Genomic DNA, 21154 nt, shown 5'->3' with positions numbered 1-21154 from the left:
CCTCCAGGCGCTAGGCCGCCACCCGGACGCTCGCCTCCACGAAGGTGCGGATCGACGACGTCACGTAGTCGATCATCTCCTCGGTCAGGCGCGGGTGCGTGCCGAGCCAGAACGTGCGCTCGGTGATCAGGTCGCTGTTCGCGAGCGTCCCCGACACGCGGTGCTCGATGTCGCGGTAGGCGGGCTGGCGCAGCAGGTTGCCGCCGAACAGCAGCCGTGTGGCGATCTTGCGGTCGTCCAGGTACCGGATGAGGTCGTTGCGGGAGAACGGCAGCGACGGGTCGAGCGTGAGCAGGAAGCCGAACCAGGCCGGGTCGCTGTTCTCGGTGGCGACCGGCAGGGTCAGGCCCGGCACGCCTTCGAGCCCGTCGCGCAGCAGCTGCCAGTTGCGGCGGCGCGCCTCGGCGAAGCGGTCGAGCTTGCCGAGCTGCGTCACGCCCAGCGCGGCGTTGAGGTCGGTCGACTTCAGGTTGTAGCCGATGTGCGTGTAGATGTACTTGTGGTCGTAGCCGGCGGGCAGCGTGCCCATCTGCCACTCGAACCGCTTGAAGCAGGTGTTGTCCTTCGCGGGCTCGCACCAGCAGTCGCGGCCCCAGTCGCGCATGGACTCCATCACCCGCGCGAGCTTGAGGTTCGACGTGACGCACGCGCCGCCCTCACCGGTCGTGATGTGGTGGGCCGGGTAGAAGCTGAGCGTCGAGACGTCGCCGAAGGTGCCGGTGAGCCGGCCGTCCAGGGTGGACCCGAAGCCGTCGCAGTTGTCCTCGACCAGCCACAGGTTGCGGTCGCGGGCGATGCGGGCGATCGCGGCCGCGTCGAACGGGTTGCCGAGCGTGTGGGCGAGCGCGATCGCCTTGGTGCGCGGGCCGATCGCGGCCTCGATCGCCTCGGGCGTGGCGTTGTAGGTGCCCAGCTCGACGTCGACGAAGACCGGCACGAGCCCGTTCTGGATGATCGGGTTCACGGTCGTGGGGAAGCCCGCCGCCGCCGTGATCACCTCGTCGCCCGGCTTGAGCGCGCGGTCGCCGAGGGCGGGCGAGGTGAGCGAGCTGATCGCGACCAGGTTCGCGCTGGAGCCCGAGTTCACCATCAACGCCTTGCGCAGCCCCAGTTTCCGCGCGATGCCGGACTCGAACGCCTTGGTGTGCGTGCCCGCGACGATCTTCATGTTGAGCGCGGCCTGCACCAGGGCCAGCCGGTCGTCGGCGTCGAACACCGCGCCGCCGGTGAGCACCGGCGTCTGGCCGGGAACGAACCTCGTCTCCTCTTCCTCGGAGGCGCGGTGGTAGGCCAGGGTGGCGGCCAGGACGACTTCCTCGGCGCTCATGCGAGCACTCCCTGCAGGTGGGCGACGACCTCGGACGGGGACAGCAGGCCGGCGTTCTCCTCGCGGAGCTGGGCGGCCCTGTGACGGGCGTGCGGGGTGTTCAGCAGACCCAGCACGGCCTCGCGGATGTTCTCGGTGCCGGACTCGCCGGGGTGCAGGCAGATGCCCGCGCCGGCCTGGGCGATCCGGTCGCCGTGCTCGAAGTGGACGCACATCTGCGGCAGCACCAGCTGCGGCAGGCCGTTCGCCAGCGCGGCGAACACGCTCCCCGCGCCGCCGTGCGTGATGGCGACGGAGGACGTGCGCATCAGGTCGTGCAGCGGGACGCCGGGCACCACCCGGACGTTGGCGGGCACGTCGGCGCAGTGCAGACCGGAACCGGCGGCCACGACCACGTCGACGTCCACGTCGGACAACGCGGTCAGCGTTCGCGCCAGCACCGAGTCGTGGTCGCCGGAGATCGGCACGTTCCCCAGCGTCACCGCGACCCGCGGCCGGTCGTTCTCGGCCAGCAGCCAGTCCGGCAGCACCGCGGAGCCGTTGAACGGCGCCCAGGTCATGGGGAGCGACGGGCACTCCGGGGTGCCGGACTGCAGGCTCGGCGGGCACACGTCGACCCACCACTGCGGCGGGTTCGGCCGTCCCCAGGTCCGGTAGAGAGGTTCGAGCAGGCGGTCGCACTCGGCGTCGACCTCCGGCGGCAACGTGAGGCCCCAGCCGTGCTTGATGCGCGGGATGCCGTGCCGGGCGGCGACCACCGGTCCCGCGTACTCCCAGGAGGTGTGGACCAGCAGGTCCGGCTCGAACCGCCGGACGACGGCGTCGAGGGCGTCGATCACGTGGTGCGCCAGCGGGACGTAGTAGCTCGCGACGTGGTCGGCGAGCGACTCGGCACCGGCCCGTTGCGCCGGTCGGGAGGCGTGGTCCGGGGCCAACTCGGACAACGAGATGTCGGCGCCGAGTGACACCGCCGACAGGCCTGCGCGGGCAGCCACTCCCGCCATCGAGTCCGGCATCGCGACCACCACGTGGTGGCCCGCGCTGCGCAGTGCCCAGAGCAGCGGGACCATCGGGTAGAAGTGGCCCTGATTCGGGCAACTCGTCACGAGGATCTTCATGTCCGAAGACCGTAGGGTGACGTGCGCCACTACTCGGTAACTGCCCGTGGCACCGCTCTCACATGGCGAAATGCCAGGTCAGTCGGCAGCCGCCAGGCGCTTCGCCACGGCGAGGACCTCGGGCAGAATTCGGCTCACCGCGTCCTTGGTGAGCCGGCCTTCCGGGCCGGAAACGGACACCGCGGCGAGCGTCGGGCCGCCCACCACCGGCACCGCGATGCACCGCACGCCGAGCTCCTGCTCCGACTCGTCCAGCGCGAACCCGCGTTCGGCGATCTCGTCGAGCGAGTCCAGCAGCTCGGCCGCGTCCGTGATCGTGTTGGACGTGTAGGCGGGCAGCCCCGTGCGTTCCAGGAGCGCGCGCACGTCCGAGCGCGGCAGCTGGGACAGCATCGCCTTGCCCACACCCGTGCCGTGGGGGAGCAGGCGGCGGCCCACCTCGGTGAACATGCGCATCGAGTGCTTCGACGGCACCTGCGCCACGTACACGACCTCGTCGCCGTCCAGCACGGCCAGGTTCGCCGTCTCCTCCACCGAGTCGACGAGCTGGGAGAGCAGCGGGCGCGCCCAGGAGCCGTACTGGCGGGAGGCGGTCTCGCCCAACCGGATCAGGCGGGAGCCGAGGGTGTAGCGGCGGTTGCTGTTCTGCCGCACATAGCCCAGCGTGACAAGGGTGCGGATGAGGCGGTGGATCGTGGGCAGGGGCAGGCCGGACGTCGCGGCCAGCTCCGACAGCGATGCCTCGCCACCGGCGTCTGCCAGGCGTTCCAGCAGGTCAAAGGCTCTTTGCAGGGACTGCACGCCACCTGTGGACACGTGCGGCTCCTCCCGTTGCAGTTCCGCAATGCAAAAACTATAGTCCACACAGCAAAACCTAGAGAGGTGGATCCAGGTGCAGGTGCTCACCGAAGAGGCCATTGAGTTCGTCGCGAAGCTGCACGAGGCGCACGCCGCCCGCAGGGACGAGTTGCTCGCCCTTCGCAAGGAGCGCCGGCCCCTCGGGTTCCTGCCGGAGACGCAGAACGTGCGGGACGGCGAGTGGCAGGTCGCCCCGGCACCGGAGGCGTTGCGGGACCGGCGGGTGGAGATCACCGGGCCGACCGAGCGCAAGATGACGATCAACGCGCTCAACTCCGGTGCCAAGGTGTGGCTCGCCGACCTCGAGGACGCGAACACGCCGCACTGGGACAACGTCGTGCAGGGGCAGGTCAACCTGTACGAGGCCGCGCGCGAGACCATCGAGTTCACCTCGCCGGAGGGCAAGGAGTACCGCCTCAAGGGCGGGCCGTACCCCACGATCGTCGTGCGGCCGCGCGGATGGCACCTCGACGAGCGCAACCTGCAGTTCGGCGGCAAGAACGCCGTGGGTGCGTTGGTGGACTTCGGTTTGCACTTCTTCCACAACGCGGAGCTCGGCAGGCCGTACTACTACTTGCCGAAGATGGAGTCGCACCTCGAAGCACGGCTGTGGAACGACGTCTTCACGACGGCGCAGAAGCTGAAGGGCGTGCCGCACGGCACGATTCGTGCCACGGTGCTCATCGAGACGATTCCGGCCGCGTTCCAGATGGAGGAGATCCTCTACGAACTGCGCGACCACGCGTCGGGGCTCAACGCCGGTCGGTGGGACTACCTCTTCAGCGTCATCAAGTACTTCCGCGACGCGGGTGCGGACTTCGTGCTGCCGGACCGCAACAGCGTCACGATGACGGCGCCGTTCATGCGCGCGTACACCGAGCTTCTGGTGAAGACGTGCCACAAGCGCGGGGCGTTCGCCATGGGCGGCATGGCGGCGTTCATCCCCAACCGGCGTGACCCCGAGGTCACCGAGAACGCGCTGCGCAAGGTCCGCGAGGACAAGACGCGCGAGGCGACCGATGGTTTCGACGGCTCGTGGGTGGCGCATCCTGATCTCGTGCCGATCTGCCGGGAGATCTTCGACGGGGTGCTGGGCGACCGGCCCAACCAGATCGACAAGCAACGGCCCGAGGTGAGCGTGACGGCCGAGCAGTTGCTCGACTTCAAGTCCGCCGGCGGTGCGGCGACGCGCGCCGGGCTCGAAGGCGCGGTCGACGTCGGCGTGCGCTACATCGCGTCGTGGCTCGGCGGCAACGGTGCGGCGGCCATCCACAACCTCATGGAGGACGCGGCCACCGCGGAGATCAGCCGCTCGCAGATCTGGCAGTGGATCAACAACAAGGTCGTGCTCGACGACGGCACCCAGGTCACGCCGGACGCCGTGCGCGAGGTGCTCGCCCGCGTCGGTGCCGAGGTCGAGGGCCCGCACGTGGCGGCGGCCGTCGAGCTGTTCGAGCAGGTCGCGTTGTCCGAGGACTTCGTCGACTTCCTGACACTGCCGGCGTACGAGCGCATCTGATGTACCAGACATCGCTGTCCCCCGAGGACGTCGCCCGGCTCACCGCCCGGCTGTCCACTGTGGAACGCAGCTGGCCGGTGGGCCGTCAGCCCGTGCACACGTGCTACGTGCCCGCCGGTCGCGTCATCGCCTCCACGGTCGCCGACTGGGGCCGCGAGGCACTGGAGTCGATCGACCGCGACCTGCTGCCGGACCTCCCGGACGGCGTGCTGGACCGCGTCGAGGCCAAGCTCCGCCGCGAACCGGTCGAGGACCTGCGCATCGACTTCGAGGACGGCTACGGCGCGCCCGAGGACGACGTCGAGGACATGGACGCCGAGAGCACGGCCCACCTCGTGTCTCGCTGGATCGCCGACGGCACGGTCCCTCCGTCGATCGGGCTGCGCATCAAGTCGTTCGACACGCCCGAGTTGCGCGAACGCGGACTGCGCACGCTTGACATCTTCCTGACAGCACTGGAAGAAGTTCCGCCAGGTTTTACGATTACTTTTCCCAAGGTGACATCTGCCGACCAGATCGATGTGTTCGCGGACGTCCTCGACCTCTTCGGCGGGGATCTGAAGTTCGAGATCCAGGTGGAGACCACGCAGTCCGTCGTGGACTCCGAAGGCCGCCTCGCCATCCCGCGGTTCATCGCCGCGGGCAGGGGCAAGGTGACAGGTCTGCACTTCGGCACCTACGACTACACGGCGGGCTGCGGCCTGTCCGCCGCGCAGCAGCACCTGGCCCACGGCGCGTGCGACTTCGCCCGCCACGTGATGCAGGTTTCCGCAGCTGGCACGGGTGTGCGCCTCTCGGACGGCTCGACCAACGTGCTGCCCGTGGGTGACGGCAAACGATACGGCTGGGACACCCATTACCGGCTCACTCGCCGGTCACTGGAGCACGGTTTCTACCAGGGTTGGGACCTCCACCCGGCCCAGCTGGTAACGAGGTACGCCGCCGTCTACGCCTTCTACCGCGAGGGCCTGGAAGCCGACGCAGCACGTCTCAGGTCGTACGTCGAGCGCGTCTCAGGAGGCGTTCTCGACGAACCGGCAACTGCGCAGGCACTCTCGGCGTTCTTCCTCCGTGCGGTGGACTGCGGTGCGCTCGATCCGGTGGAAGTGCAGGTCGCGACCGGTCTCGACGAGTCAGGACTGCGGAACCTGGTCGCACGATCGAGCTGATCGGGGCATCACCCGTTCGTGTGGTTCTGTCAATGGGTGTCGAATAGTGCGGGCAATGGGTGCAGGGTGACTCGCATGAGCATGCGAGCCGGCCTGTGGACGGGTCTACCCGACCTCGACGCGGCGGAGCACAAGTACCAGGTCGTGGCGTGCGACGGCGACGTCGACACGTTGATCAGGCTCTTGGCCCGCCCGGAGTGCAACGACGGCTCGCTCGACCACTTCGGCCGCAGCCTCACGCCCGAGGGCGACCCGGACCACAACGTCGTGCTCGCCGTGCGCGGCGGGTGGGGCTACATGTACTACGTCGACAACGCCTTCATGGGCTGGCCCAGGGGCTGCGCGGACGCGCCGTACGTCAACGAGAAGTACACCGACTTCCCGCCGGGCGTCGGTCTGCCGCTGGACGTGTTCCGGCAGCTGCTGATCGAGTTCATGATCTCGGGCGAACGGCCGACCGGCGTCGACTGGTACAGCGAGGCGGACCTGTTCCACTCGTGGCGGGATCAACAGATGGCCTTGCGCACCTCCGAAAACCGCTGACTCGGGCAGCATCGCCACCAACCTCGGCCGGCCCTCAGGTGCGGTCCGGTTCAATGGCCTCATGAAGGCCGTGGTGATGGGTGGGGGAATCGCCGGCTTGCTGGCGGCTCGCGTGCTGAGCGAGTCCCACGAGGTCGTTGTGCTCGAACGCGACGCGTTGACGGACGAGCCCGAATATCGCGCGGGCGTGCCGCAGGGCCGGCACACGCACGGGCTGCTGGTGCGGGGCGGCGAGCTCCTCGAAGAGTTGTTCCCGGGGCTGCGCGACGAGCTCGTGGAGCGGGGCGCCGTGCTCGCCGACGCGGGGGACATGCGGATCCTGCAGCCCGCCGGGTGGCTGGCCAGGACGCATCTCGGGTTGCCGTTGTTGTCGTTGAGCCGGCCGTTGCTGGAGACCACCATCCGGCGGCGGGTCACCGCCGAGATCCGGAGCGGTGTGCACGTCACCGGGTTGTCGGTGCGCGACGGTGTGGTGGACGGGGTGCTGACGCGGGACGGGAAGGTCGAGGCCGACCTCGTCGTGGACGCGTCCGGGCGGTCGTCGAAGCTGGCGGCCTGGCTGGCCGAGGCGGGTGTCGTGACGCCGGAACCCGAGGTCGTCGATTCCCGTACCGGGTATGCGACACGGCTTTACGAGGCTCCTGCGGACTTTCCCGTGGTGTTCGCGGAAAGTCTGTCCGCGCCGGACGTGTCGCGTGGCGTGGCGGCGATGCGCGTCGAGGGTGGCCGGGTGATGGTCACGGCGCAGGGGGCGAACGGGGACCATCCGCCGCGTGATCTGGACGGGTTCCAGGGGTTCCTGGACTCGTTGCGGGCGCCCATCTCGGAGATGCTCGCGGACGCCGAGGCGCTCACGCCGGTGTACCTGTTCGCGCGCACGGCCAGTCGTCGCAACGCTTTCGAGAAGGTCGCGCACTGGCCGGCCGGGCTCGTGGCGGTGGGGGACGCGGTGTGCGCGTTCAACCCCGTGTACGGGCAGGGGATCACGGTGGCGGCCATGGACGCGTTGTTGTTCCGGCAGCACGACGACTTCAGTGCCAAGGGATGCCGGAGTTTCCAGCGCAAGGTCGCGAAGACCTCGCAACTGCCGTGGCTCATGTCCAGCAACGCCGACCGCGGCTGGACGGAGCACCAGAAGGGCGGGTTGCTCGGCTGGTACCTGAAGAAGTGGCAGGTCGGGGTCGTGCACGACCCCGACCTGTTCAGCCGCTTCGTCCGGGTCGTGCACATGGTCGCCGCGCCGGCGAGCCTGCTCGACCCGGTGGTGTTCAGAAGGCTGGCAAAGTACTCCAGGCAAGGCCCGCGTCCGGAGCGTCGTCCCGCAGGATCGACCCCTCGATGAGGCCGTACGGGCGGTCCGCGGCGTAGAAGACCTCGTTGTCGTTCTCCAGGCCGAACGCGCTCAGGTCCACCAGGAAGTGGTGCTTGTTCGGCATGGAGAGCCGCACCTCGGCGACCTCGGGGTGCGACTGGAGGACGGCCTCTCCCATCGCGTACAGCGTCTGCTGCAACGAGAGAGAGTGCTTGTCCGCGAACGTCTTCAGCATGGTCGAGCGGATCTCGGCGAACGACTTCGCCCAGTCGACGTCCGTGCCCACGTAACGCCAGCGGGCCGTCACGGACGTCGCCAGGATGCGGTCGTTCGTCTCCTTCAACGTCGTGTACGGGTCCTTCGGGTAGCCGTGGAACTCCGACCCGGTCGACTTCAGCACCACGAGGTCGCGCACACCTGACACGACCCAGGCCTGTGCGCCCTCGATCGTCACGGCGGTGGTGCGCTTCTCGTTCGACCCCTGGACGAACGAGTGGTCGTGGCCCTCGATGCGGTCCCACGAGTGCTCGTCGATCAGGATCCGCGCGCCCGAGATGGGTTCCTGCGAACCGACGAAGTGCCGGCCCAGGCGCAGCGCGAAGTCCTCGATCTCACCTACGGGCGCCTGCTTGGCGAACGCGTAGACGGTGTTCTTCTGCGTGTCGGTGGCGAGCACCTTCGCGTTGTCACCGGTGAGGTGGGTGTCGGCGAGGTCTCCGCGCAGCGAGGTGCTGACGGTCAGGTCTTTGATCGTGTGCACGGAACCGTTGCGCGACACCGTGACGAGGCGGTTCTCCGCCTTTCCGTACTGGTTGGGGCCCAGGACGATGGCCATGAAATCAGCTCCCGATCAGCTTCTGCAGCCGCAACGCGGCGATCTTCGCGAGTTCGTCGTTCACGACGCGGAGCTCGACATCCGGCGGGTTGTCCATCCGAGTGGACAGGTTGCCGAGCATTTCCGCACCGCTCAGGCCGGTCGCGCACACCAGGTAGATGTGCCCGAACCGATCCTCGTACGCGGCGTTGGCGGCCGCCAGGCGATCAGCCTGGGAGCTGTCCACACCGGACTGTTCGGACCGCGACCACCTCGCCGACACCCCACCTGTCTTCTGTCGTTCGCCGATGCGCGGGTGCCCGGCGATCGCGCCGAGCACCTCCTCGTCGGAAAGTCCTTGTGCGGCAACCGAAGCGGCCGCGAGGAGAGCATCCATCGACGCGTAGGGCCTGCCCGCCACCACGGCGTCGATCCAGCGGGGTACCGCGAGGCACTCGGAGAGCAGAGGACGGAGTTCGGCCTCCGGGGCGCTGTTGAAGCTGTCCACGGTTCTCCAAGTTTCTACATCGCGGAATTGAACTTCCACATTCTTGACCCGGCCTGCTCGGGATGTCTAGTGTCTCCGTAGTACGAAATTCGACTTCCGCAATGTGGAAGGAACGGACCCGAGATGTTCGACGCAAACCTGTCCATGCTCTTCACCGAGCTGCCGTTGCTGGAACGCCCGCAAGCCGCGCGCGCCGCAGGGTTCGACGCGGTCGAGATCTGGTGGCCGTTCGCGGACGCCGTACCCGAGACGCGCGAGATCGAGGCGTTCGAGACCGCGATCGTCGACGCGCAGGTGCGCCTGGTCGGCCTCAACCTCTACGCGGGCGACATGCCGGCGGGCGACCGCGGCCTCACGAGCTGGCCCGGCCGGGAGACCGAGTTCCGGACGAACGTCGAGATCACCGCGGCCATCGCGGCACGGCTCGGCTGCCGCACGATCAACGCGCTGCACGGCAACTTCGAGACCACCGCGCAGACCGTCTCCCACTACCGCTTCGCCGCCGACGTCGCGGCGGAGATCGGCGCCCAGCTCGTGATCGAACCGCTGAGCGGCGCGCCGAAGTACCCGATCAAGACCGCCCACCAGGCGTTCGCGCTGATCGACGAGATCGACCGCGGCAACGTGAAGCTGCTCGCGGACCTGTACCACCTCGCCACGAACGGCGACGACCTCGACGTTCTCGCCGACCACGTCGACCGCATCGGTCACGTGCAGATCGCCGACGCTCCCGGACGCGGTGAGCCCGGCACCGGCGAGCTCGACCTCTTCGGGCACCTCGCGAAGCTCCGCGCCAACGGCTACAGCGGTTTCGTCGGAGCCGAGTACAAGCCCGTCACCCACTCCTTCGCTTGGAGGGACAACGCATGACCAGGATCGGTTTCATCGGACTCGGCATCATGGGCAGCCCGATGGCGGCCCACCTCGTAGCCGCCGGGCACGACGTGGCGGGCTTCGACCTCAGCTCGGCCTCGCTCGAGAAGCTGGCAGCCGACGGTGGCAAGGCCGCCACCTCCGCACAGGAGGCCGTGAGCGGCGCCGAGGTCGTCATCACGATGCTGCCGAACCACCCGCAGGTCGAGGCCGTGATCGACGAGGTCACCTTCGACGACGGCACGCTGCTGATCGACATGAGCACGATCCGCCCGTCCACCTCGATCGCCATCGCCCAGAAGCTGACGAACGTCCGGGTGCTCGACGCGCCGGTCAGCGGCGGCCAGACCGGCGCGGTCCAGGCGTCGCTGAGCATCATGGTCGGCGGCACCGAGGCCGACTTCGCCGCCGCCAGGCCGTTCCTGGAGGTCGTCGGCAAGACGATCGTGCACGTCGGGCCGCACGGCGCGGGCCAGGTCGTGAAGGCCGCGAACCAGCTGATGGTCGGCGGCATCTACGCGCTGGTCGCCGAGTCGATCGTGCTGCTGGAGGCGTCCGGCGTGGACCCGAAGGCGGGCCTCGACGTGCTCGCGGGCGGTCTCGCCGCGAACCGGATCCTCGACCTCAAGCGCGAGTCCATGATCGCGCGCGAGTTCCAGCCGGGCTTCCGGATCGACCTGCACCACAAGGACATGGGCATCGCACTGGACGCGGCACGCGCCGCCGACGTCGCGCTGCCGGTCACCAACCAGATCGCCGCGCTCGTCGCGGCGGCACGCGCGCAGGGCTACGGGTCGCTCGACCACTCCGCGCTGCTCAAGGTCATCGAGAACTTCGCAGGGAGGAGCTGAACATGCCGAAGATCCCCGTCATGCAGGCGGTCGTCGAGGTCCTCAAGTCCGAGGGCATCGACGTTGTGTTCGGCTGCCCCGGCGCCGCGATCCTCCCGCTGTACAAGGCGATGGAGGAGGACGGCGGCATCGAGCACCTGATCGTGCGGCACGAGGAGGGCGCCACGCACATGGCCGACGGCTGGTCGCGCACGACCGGCAACGTCGGCGTCGCGATCGGCACCTCCGGCCCGGCCGGCACGAACATGATCACCGGCCTCTACACCGCGCAGGCCGACTCCGTGCCGATCCTCTGCATCACCGGCCAGGCCGCCGTCTCCAAGCTGCACCAGGAGGCGTTCCAGGCCGTCGACATCGTCTCGATCGCCGCTCCCGTCACGAAGTGGGCGGTGCAGGTCAAGGAAGCCGCGCAGATGCCGTGGATCTTCCGCGAGGCGTTCCGGATCGCCCGCTCCGGACGGCCCGGCCCGGTCCTGATCGACCTGCCGATCGACGTGCAGAAGCAGGAGATCGAGTGGGACTCCACGATCGACGAACCGTTGCCGGTGCCGAAAAGCGCTCCGAGTGACGCACGGGTCGAGCGCGCGCTGGAGATGCTGCTCGCCGCCGAACGCCCACTGCTGCTCGCCGGTGGCGGTGTCATCCTCGGCGAGGCGTCCGCCGAGCTGCTGGACCTGGCTGAATTCCTGCAGATCCCCATCCAGGCCACCCTGATGGGCAAGGGCGCGATCGACGAGGACCACCGGCTCTACGCGGGCATGACCGGCATCCAGACCTCGCAGCGCTACGGCAACGCGTCGTTCCTGGAGTCCGACCTGGTGCTGGCGCTGGGCGCCCGCTTCGGCGACCGGCACACCGGCGACCTCGCCACCTACCGCGGCGACCGCAAGTTCATCCACGTCGACGTCGAACCGACGCAGATCGGCAAGGTCTTCGGACCGGACCTCGGCATCGTCGCGGACACGAAGCTGTTCCTGAAGGCCCTGCTGGACAAGGCGAAGCAGCACGGACCTCGGGACCAGGGCGCTTGGGTCGAGCGGTGCCAGGAGCTCAAGCGCACGCTGTTGCGGCGCGAGGACTTCGACACCGTCCCGGTCAAGGCACCGCGGGTGTTCAAGGAGATCAACGAGTTCTACGGCCCGGACACCTACTTCGTCACGGCCATCGGGCTCTACCAGATCTGGTCCGGCCAGCACCAGAAGGCGCACAAGCCGCGGCACTACCAGGTCTGCGGCCAGGCCGGTCCGCTCGGCTGGGAGATCCCGGCGGCCATCGGGGTCAAGAAGGCCAAGCCCGACGCGGAGGTCGTCGGTGTCGTCGGCGACTACTCGTTCCAGTTCCTGGTCGAGGAACTGGCCGTCGGCGCCCAGTACGACGTGCCGTTCGTGCTGATCATGCTGAACAACGAGTACCTGGGCCTGATCCGGATGGCCGAGGACCACGGCGGCTACGACATGAAGTACGAGGTCGACATCCACTACGACACCACGGGCTCGGACAACGTGAAGATCATGGAGGCCTACGGCTGCTCCGGCATCCGGGTCGCCGATCCGAGCGAGATCCGCAGCTCGCTGGAGTGGGCGCGCAAGGAGGCGGACCGGACCAGCCGCCCGGTGCTCGTGGAGATCATGATCGAACGCGAGGGCAACACCGCGAACGGCACCTCGATCGCCGCGATGAGGGAATTCGAGCCGCTGCCGTGACGCACGTGATCGTCGCGCCGGACAAGTTCAAGGGATCGCTCACCGCCCCGCAGGTCGCCGCCGCCGTCGCGCGCGGCCTGCGGGAGGCGGTCCCGGACGTGGACGTGCGCCTCCTCCCGGTGGCCGACGGCGGCGACGGCACCGTCGACGCCGCTGTCGCCGCCGGGTTCCTCAAGGTCGGGCGCTGGGTCACCGGACCGGCCGGCAAGCCGGTGCCCGCGTCGTTCGCGGTGAAGGGCACGACCGCCGTGGTCGAGGTGGCCTCGGCGGCCGGGCTGACGTTGCTGGAGCGGCCCGCACCGCTCGACGCGACCAGTCACGGCGTCGGTGAGCTGCTGAAAGCCGCGCTGGACAGCGGCTGCACCACGATCGTGCTGGGGCTCGGCGGCAGCGCCTGCACGGACGGTGGCGCGGGCATGCTCGAAGCGCTCGGCACGGCGTCGTTCGACGGCGTCGACCTCGTGCTGGCCTCGGACGTCGACAACCCGCTGCTCGGCCCGTCCGGCGCGGCCGCGGTCTACGGACCGCAGAAGGGCGCGTCACCCGAGCAGGTGGAGATCCTCGAAGCCCGGCTCAGGGCGTTCGCCGGCCGGATCGGGCCCGAGCACGCCGAACGACCTGGCGCGGGTGCGGCGGGCGGCATCGGGTTCGCCGCCCTCGCGGTCCTGGGCGCGCGGTTCCGGCCGGGCATCGAGGTGGTGCTGGAACTCGCCGGCTTCGCCGAGGCCATCCGGGACGCGTCGCTGGTCATCACCGGCGAGGGGTCGCTGGACGCCCAGACCAGGCACGGCAAGGCGCCGTACGGCGTGGTCAGGGCATCGGGCGACGTGCCGGTGGTCGCGGTGGCGGGTCAGTGCTCGGTCGAACCCGGCGACCTGGGGCTGAAGGCCGCCTACGCGTTGCTGGACGTCGAACCGGACGTCACGCGGTGCATGGCCCAGGCCGAAGGTCTGCTGAGAGTTCTCGGCGGTCGCATCGCCCGCGACTGGGTGTCAGAGTGAGCGGCATGGACCTGGTGTTCCGCGGCCGCAGGGTCGTCACCTCGCAGGGCGAGATCGCGTGCGACGTCGGTGTCGCCGACGGCAGGATCGTCGCCGTCGAGCCGCACATCGACTCGCCCAACGTCGTGCACCTGGCGGACGACGAGGTGCTGCTGCCGGGCCTGGTCGACACCCACGTGCACGTCAACGACCCCGGCCGCACCGAGTGGGAGGGCTTCGAGACGGCGACGCGCGCGGCCGCGGCCGGGGGCGTCACGACGATCATCGACATGCCGCTCAACAGCATCCCGCCCACCGTCGAGGTGGCGGCGCTGGAGATCAAGCGCAAGGCGGCCGCGACCGTCTCGGTGGACGTCGGGTTCTGGGGCGGCATCGTCCCCGGCAACCTCGCCGACCTGAAGCCGTTGCACGAGGCCGGCGTCTTCGGCTTCAAGTGCTTCCTGCTGCATTCGGGCGTGGACGAGTTCCCGGCCGTCACCACCACCGAACTCGAAACGGCACTGAGGCAGTTGGCGACGCTCGACGCGTTGACGATCGTGCACGCCGAGGACGCGCACACGGTCCGTGAGTCAGAACCCGACTACGCGGGCTTCCTCGCGTCACGGCCGCGTGAGGCCGAGAACAAGGCGATCCGCGACGTCGTGGAGCTGACCAGGAAGACCGGCGCGCGCACGCACGTCCTGCACCTCTCGTCTTCGGACGCGCTCTCCATCCTGGAGGCCGCCAAGCGCGAGAGCCTGCGGATCAGCGCCGAGACCTGCCCGCACTACCTCACGTTCACCGCCGAGGAGATCCACGACGGGCAGACGGAGTTCAAGTGCTGCCCGCCGATCCGGGAGGCCGAGAACCGCGAGGCGTTGTGGCAGGGCCTGCGCGACGGCGTGATCGACCTGGTCGTGAGCGACCACTCGCCGAGCACGGTCGAGCTGAAGGAAGGCGACTTCGCCACGGCGTGGGGCGGCATCGCGTCGCTCCAGCTCGGGCTGCCCGCCGTGTGGACGGGCGCGCGCGAACGCGGCTTCCACCTCACCGACGTGGTGCGGTGGATGGCCACGCACCCGGCCCGGCAGGTCGGGCTGGAGTCCAAGGGCGCCATCGAGGTCGGCAAGGACGCGGACTTCGTGATCTTCGCGCCCGACGAGACCTTCGTGGTGGACAAGAACAAGCTCCACCACCGCAACCCCGTCACGCCGTACCACGGCCGAGAGTTGCACGGCGTGGTCCGCCAGACGTGGTTGCGAGGCAAGGAAATCAGCACGACGCAAGGAAAACTGCTCAGAAGAGGAGAAGCATGACGGAGTGGACCCGGCTGCCCGATCTCGCCTCGCGCGCGGTCGGAGGTGGTGTGGTGTGGGCGAACGACGAGCTGTTCGCCGAGCGGGAGAACCTCATCAAGCCCGCCGAGCCGGTCTACCAGACCTACACCTTCGGCCACAAAGGCCAGGTCTACGACGGCTGGGAGACCCGGCGGCGCCGCTCCGAGGGCGTCGACCAGGCGGTCGTCCGGCTCGGCATGCCCGGTGTGGTGCGCGGGATCGTCGTCGACACGGCGTTCTTCAAGGGCAACTACCCGCCGTTCTGCTGGGTCGAGGGAGCCCAGGTCGACGGGTACCCGACCGCCGAGGAGATCACCGGCTGGTTCCCGCTGGTCGAGCGGTCCGCGCTGAAGGGCGACGAGAAGCACTACTTCGACGTGCGCGAAGACCGTCGCGTCACGCACGTACGGCTGACGATCGACCCCGACGGCGGTGTGGCACGTCTGCGCGTGCACGGCGAACCGCTCGCGGACCCGCGTCTGCTCGTGGGCGGCATCGACCTCGCCGCACTGGAGAACGGCGCGGTCGTCACGGGCTGCAGCAACATGTTCTACAGCTCGCCCAACAACCTCATCGCCCCTGGTCAGGCCACGGTCATGGGCGAGGGCTGGGAGACCGCGCGCCGCCGTGACGACGGCAACGACTGGGTGTCGCTGCGGCTCGCCGCACCGGGCGTCGTGCAGCTCGTCGAGCTCGACACGAGCCACTTCAAGGGCAACGCGCCGGGCTGGGCGTCCGTCCGCGGCTGCGACGAGCGCACGGACCCGGACACGTGGTTCGACCTGCTTCCGCGCGCCCGGCTGCAGCCCGACACGCGGCACCGGTTCGTGGTGGACGCCCAGGAGGCCACGGCCGTGCGGCTCGACATCTACCCGGACGGCGGCATGGCACGCCTGCGCGTCTACGGCTCGCTCACGGACGACGGCGTCTCACATCTCAGGACCAAGTGGGATAAAACCGCCGATTGACGGACTTCGGCCACCGCCGGATTCTGGCAGCGTCTCCTCCCGCAAGATCATGGATCCAGGGAGGGGAATTCCGTGCAGTTGCGCGTTTTCAGTGCCGTGGTGGCGAGTGCCGCGCTCGTGGTGAGCGCGAGTCAGCCCGTGCTCGCCGCACCGGACAGACCGGAGTACCGAGTCGGCTCGATCGCCTGGACGCCCTGTGCCGAGGCGCCGGCGATCGAGTGCGGCTTCCTCGAGTTACCCGTGGACCACGCGCAGCCGCGCGGGGAGAAGTTCCAGCTGGCGGTGTCGCGGCGCAAGGCGAGCGTGCCGTCGCAACGCATCGGCGCGATGATCATCAACCCCGGCGGGCCCGGCGGGTCGGGCGTCGACTTCTCCTTCGCCGCCGAGCGGTTCTTCACCAAGAACATCACCGACCGGTTCGACGTCATCGGGTTCGACCCGCGCGGGGTCGCCCGGTCCGCGCCCATCAGGTGCTCCGCGGACGTGCTGGCGCGCCAGCCGTCGCTCTACCCGAAGACCAAGGCCGAGTTCGACGCCGGGATCGCGTTCAACAAGGAGCTGCGCGCGGACTGCCGCAAGGTGTCCGGCGCGATCTTCGACCACGTCTCGACCACGGACGTCGCGCACGACATCGACGCCATCCGGCGGGCGCTGGGGGAGCAGAAGATCAACTTCTTCGGTGTCTCGTACGGCACGTTCATGGGTCAGCAGTACGCGGAGCTCTACGGCCGCAACCTCCGCGCCATGGTCATGGACTCCACCGTCGACCACAGCCTCGGCACGTGGCGGTTCGTCGAGACCCTGTCGCGCGGCATGGTCGGCGTCTTCGACGAGTGGATCAAGTGGAACGACCGCGACCCGTCCTCGCCGTTCCACGGTCAGGACCTGCGCGGGATCTGGCGTGATCTGCTCGCGAAGGCCGACCGCGGTGAGCTGAAGGACGCGCAGGGCAACGCGGTCACCACCGACACGCTCGTGTCCGGTGTGCAGGGCATGGGCTACTACCCGGACTGGAAGTGGTTCGCCGACTACGTCGCCTCGCTGGTCGGCGGCGGTGCGGTCGCCCGCCCGTTCGGGCAGGCCGAGGTGCTCGACTTCCCGGCCACCGCCGTGTTCTGCAACGACTTCAACCTGCGCGTCACGTCGTGGAACGAGTACCAGGCGATCACCGCGATGGAGGTCCGCACCTCGCCGGACACCCGCGGCAACGCGCTCGGGCACGTCTTCCTCGTGGCGTGTGCCGGGTACCCGAAGGCCACCAACCCGCAGCGGCCGTTGCACATCAGGAACGCGCCGAAGATCCTGATGACCAACTCGAAGTACGACCCGGCGACGGTCTACGAGTGGGCGGTCAACGCGCACCGGCAGTCCCGTGACACGACCGTCTTCGTGACGTACGAGGGCTGGGGTCACGTGGTCTACGACCGCAGCGACTGCACGAAGAAGATCAACGACGACTACCTGATCTCGGTGAAGCTGCCGCGTCCCGGCACGCGCTGCGCCGCCGTCGAACCGCCGTCCGGCGCCTCGGTGCTCTCGGCGACGCCGCTCGTCCGGAAGGGACCGTTCGCGGGCTGAGACCAGGTCCGTTCGGGCCTCCGGGGCACGCGCCGGGGGCCCGATCCGGATTGGGCCGAAACGACGAAACCAAGCGTGGTTGTACGACTACAGGCTGATTCTTTTCCCTACCTCGGTCGGTTGTCCGTCTCATCGGGCGGTGGAAGCGTTCGCTGCGCAAGTTCGGGGATCTAGGGAGGAAATCCATGCAACCGACGGTGCGTGCCCTCGCGGCCGCCCTCGCGAGTTCTGCATTGGTCCTGGGCGCGACTCAGGTCGCGTTCGCCGCTCCTGAGGGGCAGGGGCAGCCTGAGTTCAAGGTCGGTTCGGTCGACTGGAAGCCGTGCGCCGAGGTGCCGACGGTCGAGTGCGGCTTCCTGGAGCTGCCGATCGACTACGCGAAGCCGAAGGGCGAGAAGTTCCAGCTCGCCGTGTCGCGCAGAAAGGCCACCGACCAGTCGAAGCGCATCGGCGCGATGGTCATCAACCCGGGCGGTCCCGGTGGGTCCGGCGTCGACTTCTCGATGTACGCGGACCGGTACTTCAGCAAGGAGATCTCCGACAAGTTCGACATCATCGGGTTCGACCCGCGTGGTGTCGCGCGCAGTGCGCCGATCAAGTGCTCGGCGGAGGTGCTCCAGCGTCAGCCGTCCGACTACCCGAAGACGCGCGAGGAGTTCGACAAGCTCGTCGCGTTCAACAAGGAACTGCGTGCCGACTGCCGCAAGGTGTCCGGCGCGATCTTCGACCACGCCTCGACGCGGGACGTCGCGAACGACATCGACTCCATCCGTCGCGCGCTCGGCGAGCAGAAGATCAACTACTACGGCGTCTCGTACGGCACGATCATGGGCCAGCACTACGCCGAGCAGTACGGCCGCAACATCCGCGCGATGATCATCGACTCCAACATGGACCACAGCCTCGGCACGTGGAAGTTCCTGGAGACCGAGGCGCGCGGTGCTGAGGACGTCTTCAACGAGTGGGTCAAGTGGAACGACCGCGACGCCTCGTCGCCGTTCCACGGCAAGGACCTGCGGGCCATCTGGAAGGGCCTGCTCGCCAAGGCCGACAAGGGTGAGCTCAAGGACCCGAACGGCCGCGTCATCACCGCTGAGAACCTCGGCGGCGGTGTCGTGAGCATGGGCTACGGCCCGTCCTGGAAGCCGTTCGCCGACTACATCGCGACGCTCGTCAACGGTGCTCCGGCCGCGGCCAAGTTCGCCGAGGGCGAGACGTTCGAGAACCCGTTCGCGGGCATCTTCTGCAACGACTACAACCTCCGCGTCGGCTCGTGGGGCGAGTACCAGGCCCTCAACGCCATGGAGAACCGCGTCGCGCCGAACACCCGCGGCTCGTCGCTCGGCCACGGCGCGATGATGGGCTGCGTCGGGTTCCCGAAGGCCACGAACCCGCAGCGGCCGCTGAGCATCAAGCACGCGCCGAAGATCCTGCTGACCAACGCCAAGCACGACCCGGCGACGGTCTACGAGTGGGCCGTCAACGCCCACCGCCAGTCCCGTGACACCACGGTCTTCGTGACCTACGAAGGCTGGGGTCACGGCGTCTACGACCGCAGCGAGTGCACGCTGAAGATCAACGACGAGTACCTGACGTCGCTGAAGCTGCCCCGCAACGGCACGCGGTGTGCCGCCGTCGAGCCGCCGGCTCAGCAGATCATGTCCGCGGACGCCAAGCCGGTGCCCGCCGGTCCGTTCTCGGTTCGCTAACGCAGGTCAAAGGCTATACCCCCGGTGTATACGCCGGGGGTATAGTGCTGCGCGTGGCAGGGCTGTGGTGGCCTCGGGGCAGGGGTGCGTGGGCGCGGTTCGCGGTCACGGCCTTCGGTGTGGCCGTCGGTGTGACGGTGTTGATGCTGTGCCTCACGGCCCAAAGCGCGCTGCAGGGCCGTTCGGACCGCTCGGGGTGGCAGTACACCCGTGCCGACGCGTCCGCGCCCGTCCTGAGCTGGCTGGTCGTCACCGACTACCACGCCGGCGAGGAGATGCTGCGCATCCACGTCGCCGACGTCGGCCCGTCCTCGCCGACGCCGGGGTTCCCGTTGCCGCGGGACGGTGAAGTCGTTGCCTCACCGGCGATGCAGCGGTTGTTCGAGTCCACTCCGGACGATCAGCTCGATCTTCGCTATCCCGGTGCCGTCGTCGGCACGATCCCCGTGGACGTGCTGTCGCACCCCGATCAGCTCGTCGCGGTGGTCGGCGGGCGCGTGCCGAACATGTTCCCGGTGACGTCGATCGCCACCGCGCCCGATCACGGGTTCTTCGCGCTGACCAGGATCGTGCTCGGGATCGCGGCTCTGGTGCTGCTGGTGCCCGTCGTGGTGTTCGTGGCGATGGCGACCCGAATCGCCGCCGCACAACGGGAACGGCGTCTCGCGGCGTTGCGGCTGGTCGGCGCGACGCGGTGGCAGACGACCCTGATCGCCGCCGGGGAGACCGCGCTCGCGGCGTGCGCGGGAACGGTCGTGGGCTGGCTCGCGTACGAGGTCCTGCGCGGGGTGTTCGCCTCCTCGGTGACGTACGAGGGCTTCCTGTTCCATCCCGACGACGTGCGCGCGCCGTTGGTCGTGCTGGTGGTGATCCCGCTGCTCGCGGTGGTCGTCTCGGTGGTGTCGTTGTGGCGGGTCGACATCGGGCCGCTCGGGATCGTCCGGCGCGCCGCGGCGAAACCGCCCACCGCCGTGCGTGTGTTCCCGTTGTTGTTGGGCATCGGCGGGCTGTTCCTCGTGACGTACGTGCCGATGGACCGCCTCGACCAGATGACCCCGATCTTCGTGTTCGCGACGTTGGCCGGTGTCGTCGTCGTGGGGCCGTGGGTGTGCCTTCAGCTGGGACGGCTGCTGGCGCGGGCGTCCAGTGCCACGACCGCACTCGCGGCGCGGCGGATCGAGCAGGACCCGAAGGCGTCGTTCCGGGCGGCGGGCGCGCTGGTGTTCGCGGCCTTCGCGGCCACCTACCTGAGCGGCATGGTCAGCGCGTACGGCGACGACCCCGGCACCGCCACGCCGCCGGGGGTGGTGACCGTGTTCGACGGCCGCGACCGTCAGATCGTCAGCGACGGCACGGTGGCCGACGAGGAACGCATCCGCACGCGTGAGGCCGTCGCGGCACCGAACGCCATCATCAACACCCGCCGCGAGTTCGCACTGCGCGAGCAACGGCGCTGGGACGACGTCGAGTCGGTCACGCACTTCGCCTTCACGGTCGTCGTGGTGGTCGCGGGCTGCGGTCTGGCGGCCGGCGCGATCGGCGGCCTGCTGGAACGGCGCCGCTCGTTCGCCCTGCTGCGCGCGGCCGGCACGACGCTCGGGCAGCTGCGCCGGGTCGTGCTGCTGGAGACCGGGATCCCGCTGGTGGCGATGACCGCTCTGGGCGTCTCGCTGGGCGTGCTCACGTTGCTCGCCACCGGCGGGCCGCTGCCGGGGTTCGGGTTCGCCGCGGTGGTCGTGGCGGGGCTGGCGGTGGCGCTGGTGATCGCCGCGTCGCCGCTGCTGGTGCTGCGCCGGAGCTCAGGACCCGAGTCCGTGCGCGCGGACACGTTCTCGTGACCGGTCGGGTGCACTGACGCCACCAGGACGACGGGCAAGGCCACGATGGATCTCATGATCCCGCTCGGACGCTTCCAGTTCGCGATGTCCGCCCACGGCAGCCTGTCGTCGTGGGCGGCGGCGCCCAGATGCTGGCGCTGGTGACGAGA

General features: G+C 69.1%; 18 protein-coding genes. 13 read left to right on the top strand and 5 right to left on the bottom strand.

The features are described 5' to 3' along the window. Positions 1 to 10: 10 nt before the first annotated feature. The 3 genes from rfbH to ACFWNN_RS18245 form a co-directional block, all read right to left on the bottom strand. Entirely contained in the window at positions 11 to 1327 is a 1317-nt protein-coding gene (gene rfbH / locus ACFWNN_RS18255) for a lipopolysaccharide biosynthesis protein RfbH (RefSeq protein ID WP_382441088.1), read from the bottom strand. Continuing rightward, positions 1324 to 2445, bottom strand: coding sequence for a nucleotide disphospho-sugar-binding domain-containing protein (locus tag ACFWNN_RS18250; protein WP_382441087.1), 1122 nt, complete (start codon positions 2443 to 2445; stop codon positions 1324 to 1326). Before ACFWNN_RS18250 ends, rfbH begins: the two co-directional genes overlap by 4 nt. A 78-nt stretch (positions 2446 to 2523) precedes the next feature. Beyond that, complete coding sequence (locus ACFWNN_RS18245; protein ID WP_382441086.1) at positions 2524 to 3261, bottom strand: IclR family transcriptional regulator; 738 nt, start codon at positions 3259 to 3261, stop codon at positions 2524 to 2526. Positions 3262 to 3337: 76 nt separating this feature from the next. Between ACFWNN_RS18245 and aceB the strand changes: the two genes are divergently transcribed. The 4 genes from aceB (at position 3338) to ACFWNN_RS18225 (ending at position 7876) form a co-directional block, all read left to right on the top strand. Continuing rightward, on the top strand, positions 3338 to 4822 hold the full coding sequence (gene aceB, locus ACFWNN_RS18240) for a malate synthase A (RefSeq protein ID WP_382441085.1): 1485 nt from the start codon (positions 3338 to 3340) through the stop codon (positions 4820 to 4822). After that, on the top strand, positions 4822 to 5991 hold the full coding sequence (locus tag ACFWNN_RS18235) for a DUF6986 family protein (protein WP_382441084.1): 1170 nt from the start codon (positions 4822 to 4824) through the stop codon (positions 5989 to 5991). The genes aceB and ACFWNN_RS18235 overlap by 1 nt, the downstream gene beginning before the upstream one ends. Positions 5992 to 6066: 75 nt before the next feature. Then, positions 6067 to 6534 (top strand): Imm1 family immunity protein, encoded by a 468-nt coding sequence (locus ACFWNN_RS18230; protein WP_382441083.1) that lies wholly within the window; start codon positions 6067 to 6069, stop codon positions 6532 to 6534. 61 nt (positions 6535 to 6595) lie between these two features. After that, entirely contained in the window at positions 6596 to 7876 is a 1281-nt protein-coding gene (locus ACFWNN_RS18225) for an FAD-dependent oxidoreductase (RefSeq protein ID WP_382441082.1), read from the top strand. Here ACFWNN_RS18225 and pucL read toward each other — a convergent pair. Together pucL and uraD are read right to left on the bottom strand one after the other, a co-directional pair. Further along, positions 7803 to 8681, bottom strand: a complete 879-nt coding sequence (pucL, locus tag ACFWNN_RS18220) for a factor-independent urate hydroxylase (protein ID WP_382441081.1) — start codon at positions 8679 to 8681, stop codon at positions 7803 to 7805. The genes ACFWNN_RS18225 and pucL overlap by 74 nt on opposite strands. Positions 8682 to 8685: 4 nt before the next feature. Continuing rightward, entirely contained in the window at positions 8686 to 9168 is a 483-nt protein-coding gene (uraD, locus tag ACFWNN_RS18215) for a 2-oxo-4-hydroxy-4-carboxy-5-ureidoimidazoline decarboxylase (RefSeq protein ID WP_382441080.1), read from the bottom strand. Positions 9169 to 9291: 123 nt separating this feature from the next. On the opposite strand from uraD, the gene ACFWNN_RS18210 reads away from it, so the two are divergent. From ACFWNN_RS18210 to ACFWNN_RS18170, 9 genes are all read left to right on the top strand, one after another. Next, positions 9292 to 10038 carry a hydroxypyruvate isomerase family protein gene (locus tag ACFWNN_RS18210; protein ID WP_382441079.1) on the top strand — a complete coding sequence of 249 codons (747 nt, stop codon included), beginning with the start codon at positions 9292 to 9294 and terminating at the stop codon, positions 10036 to 10038. Next, positions 10035 to 10892 (top strand): NAD(P)-dependent oxidoreductase, encoded by an 858-nt coding sequence (locus ACFWNN_RS18205; protein ID WP_382441078.1) that lies wholly within the window; start codon positions 10035 to 10037, stop codon positions 10890 to 10892. The genes ACFWNN_RS18210 and ACFWNN_RS18205 overlap by 4 nt, the downstream gene beginning before the upstream one ends. A 2-nt stretch (positions 10893 to 10894) precedes the next feature. After that, positions 10895 to 12595 carry a glyoxylate carboligase gene (gcl, locus tag ACFWNN_RS18200; RefSeq protein ID WP_382441077.1) on the top strand — a complete coding sequence of 567 codons (1701 nt, stop codon included), beginning with the start codon at positions 10895 to 10897 and terminating at the stop codon, positions 12593 to 12595. After that, positions 12592 to 13596: a glycerate kinase gene (locus tag ACFWNN_RS18195; protein WP_382441076.1), complete on the top strand. Its 1005-nt coding sequence runs from the start codon at positions 12592 to 12594 to the stop codon at positions 13594 to 13596. The genes gcl and ACFWNN_RS18195 overlap by 4 nt, the downstream gene beginning before the upstream one ends. A gap of 5 nt (positions 13597 to 13601) precedes the next feature. Further along, complete coding sequence (gene allB, locus ACFWNN_RS18190; protein ID WP_382441075.1) at positions 13602 to 14891, top strand: allantoinase AllB; 1290 nt, start codon at positions 13602 to 13604, stop codon at positions 14889 to 14891. Continuing rightward, positions 14888 to 15880: an allantoicase gene (alc, locus tag ACFWNN_RS18185; RefSeq protein WP_382441074.1), complete on the top strand. Its 993-nt coding sequence runs from the start codon at positions 14888 to 14890 to the stop codon at positions 15878 to 15880. Before allB ends, alc begins: the two co-directional genes overlap by 4 nt. Positions 15881 to 15952: 72 nt before the next feature. After that, the gene (locus ACFWNN_RS18180; protein ID WP_382441073.1) at positions 15953 to 17458 is read left to right on the top strand and encodes an alpha/beta fold hydrolase; all 1506 of its coding nucleotides are present in this window, start codon (positions 15953 to 15955) and stop codon (positions 17456 to 17458) included. 185 nt (positions 17459 to 17643) lie between these two features. Further along, the gene (locus ACFWNN_RS18175) at positions 17644 to 19167 is read left to right on the top strand and encodes an alpha/beta hydrolase (protein ID WP_382441072.1); all 1524 of its coding nucleotides are present in this window, start codon (positions 17644 to 17646) and stop codon (positions 19165 to 19167) included. A 53-nt stretch (positions 19168 to 19220) separates the two neighbouring features. Then, positions 19221 to 21005, top strand: coding sequence for an FtsX-like permease family protein (locus tag ACFWNN_RS18170; RefSeq protein ID WP_382441071.1), 1785 nt, complete (start codon positions 19221 to 19223; stop codon positions 21003 to 21005). The last annotated feature ends 149 nt before the right edge of the window (positions 21006 to 21154 follow it).

The organism is Lentzea sp. NPDC058450, assembly GCF_042721395.1.
GTDB lineage: Bacteria > Actinomycetota > Actinomycetes > Mycobacteriales > Pseudonocardiaceae > Lentzea.
Note: the sequence above shows the minus strand (reverse complement) of the source record. Positions and strands in the feature narration are given on the sequence as shown.

What these genes read in the sequence shown, in the direction of transcription:
- rfbH (WP_382441088.1), bottom strand. Translation starts at nt 1,327, where the DNA reads ATGAGCGCCGAGGAAGTCGTCCTGGCCGCCACCCTGGCCTACCACCGC.
- ACFWNN_RS18250 (WP_382441087.1), bottom strand. Translation starts at nt 2,445, where the DNA reads ATGAAGATCCTCGTGACGAGTTGCCCGAATCAGGGCCACTTCTACCCG.
- ACFWNN_RS18235 (WP_382441084.1), top strand. Translation starts at nt 4,822, where the DNA reads ATGTACCAGACATCGCTGTCCCCCGAGGACGTCGCCCGGCTCACCGCC.
- ACFWNN_RS18230 (WP_382441083.1), top strand. Translation starts at nt 6,067, where the DNA reads ATGAGCATGCGAGCCGGCCTGTGGACGGGTCTACCCGACCTCGACGCG.
- ACFWNN_RS18225 (WP_382441082.1), top strand. Translation starts at nt 6,596, where the DNA reads ATGAAGGCCGTGGTGATGGGTGGGGGAATCGCCGGCTTGCTGGCGGCT.
- pucL (WP_382441081.1), bottom strand. Translation starts at nt 8,681, where the DNA reads ATGGCCATCGTCCTGGGCCCCAACCAGTACGGAAAGGCGGAGAACCGC.
- ACFWNN_RS18210 (WP_382441079.1), top strand. Translation starts at nt 9,292, where the DNA reads ATGTTCGACGCAAACCTGTCCATGCTCTTCACCGAGCTGCCGTTGCTG.
- ACFWNN_RS18205 (WP_382441078.1), top strand. Translation starts at nt 10,035, where the DNA reads ATGACCAGGATCGGTTTCATCGGACTCGGCATCATGGGCAGCCCGATG.
- gcl (WP_382441077.1), top strand. Translation starts at nt 10,895, where the DNA reads ATGCCGAAGATCCCCGTCATGCAGGCGGTCGTCGAGGTCCTCAAGTCC.
- allB (WP_382441075.1), top strand. Translation starts at nt 13,602, where the DNA reads ATGGACCTGGTGTTCCGCGGCCGCAGGGTCGTCACCTCGCAGGGCGAG.
- alc (WP_382441074.1), top strand. Translation starts at nt 14,888, where the DNA reads ATGACGGAGTGGACCCGGCTGCCCGATCTCGCCTCGCGCGCGGTCGGA.
- ACFWNN_RS18175 (WP_382441072.1), top strand. Translation starts at nt 17,644, where the DNA reads ATGCAACCGACGGTGCGTGCCCTCGCGGCCGCCCTCGCGAGTTCTGCA.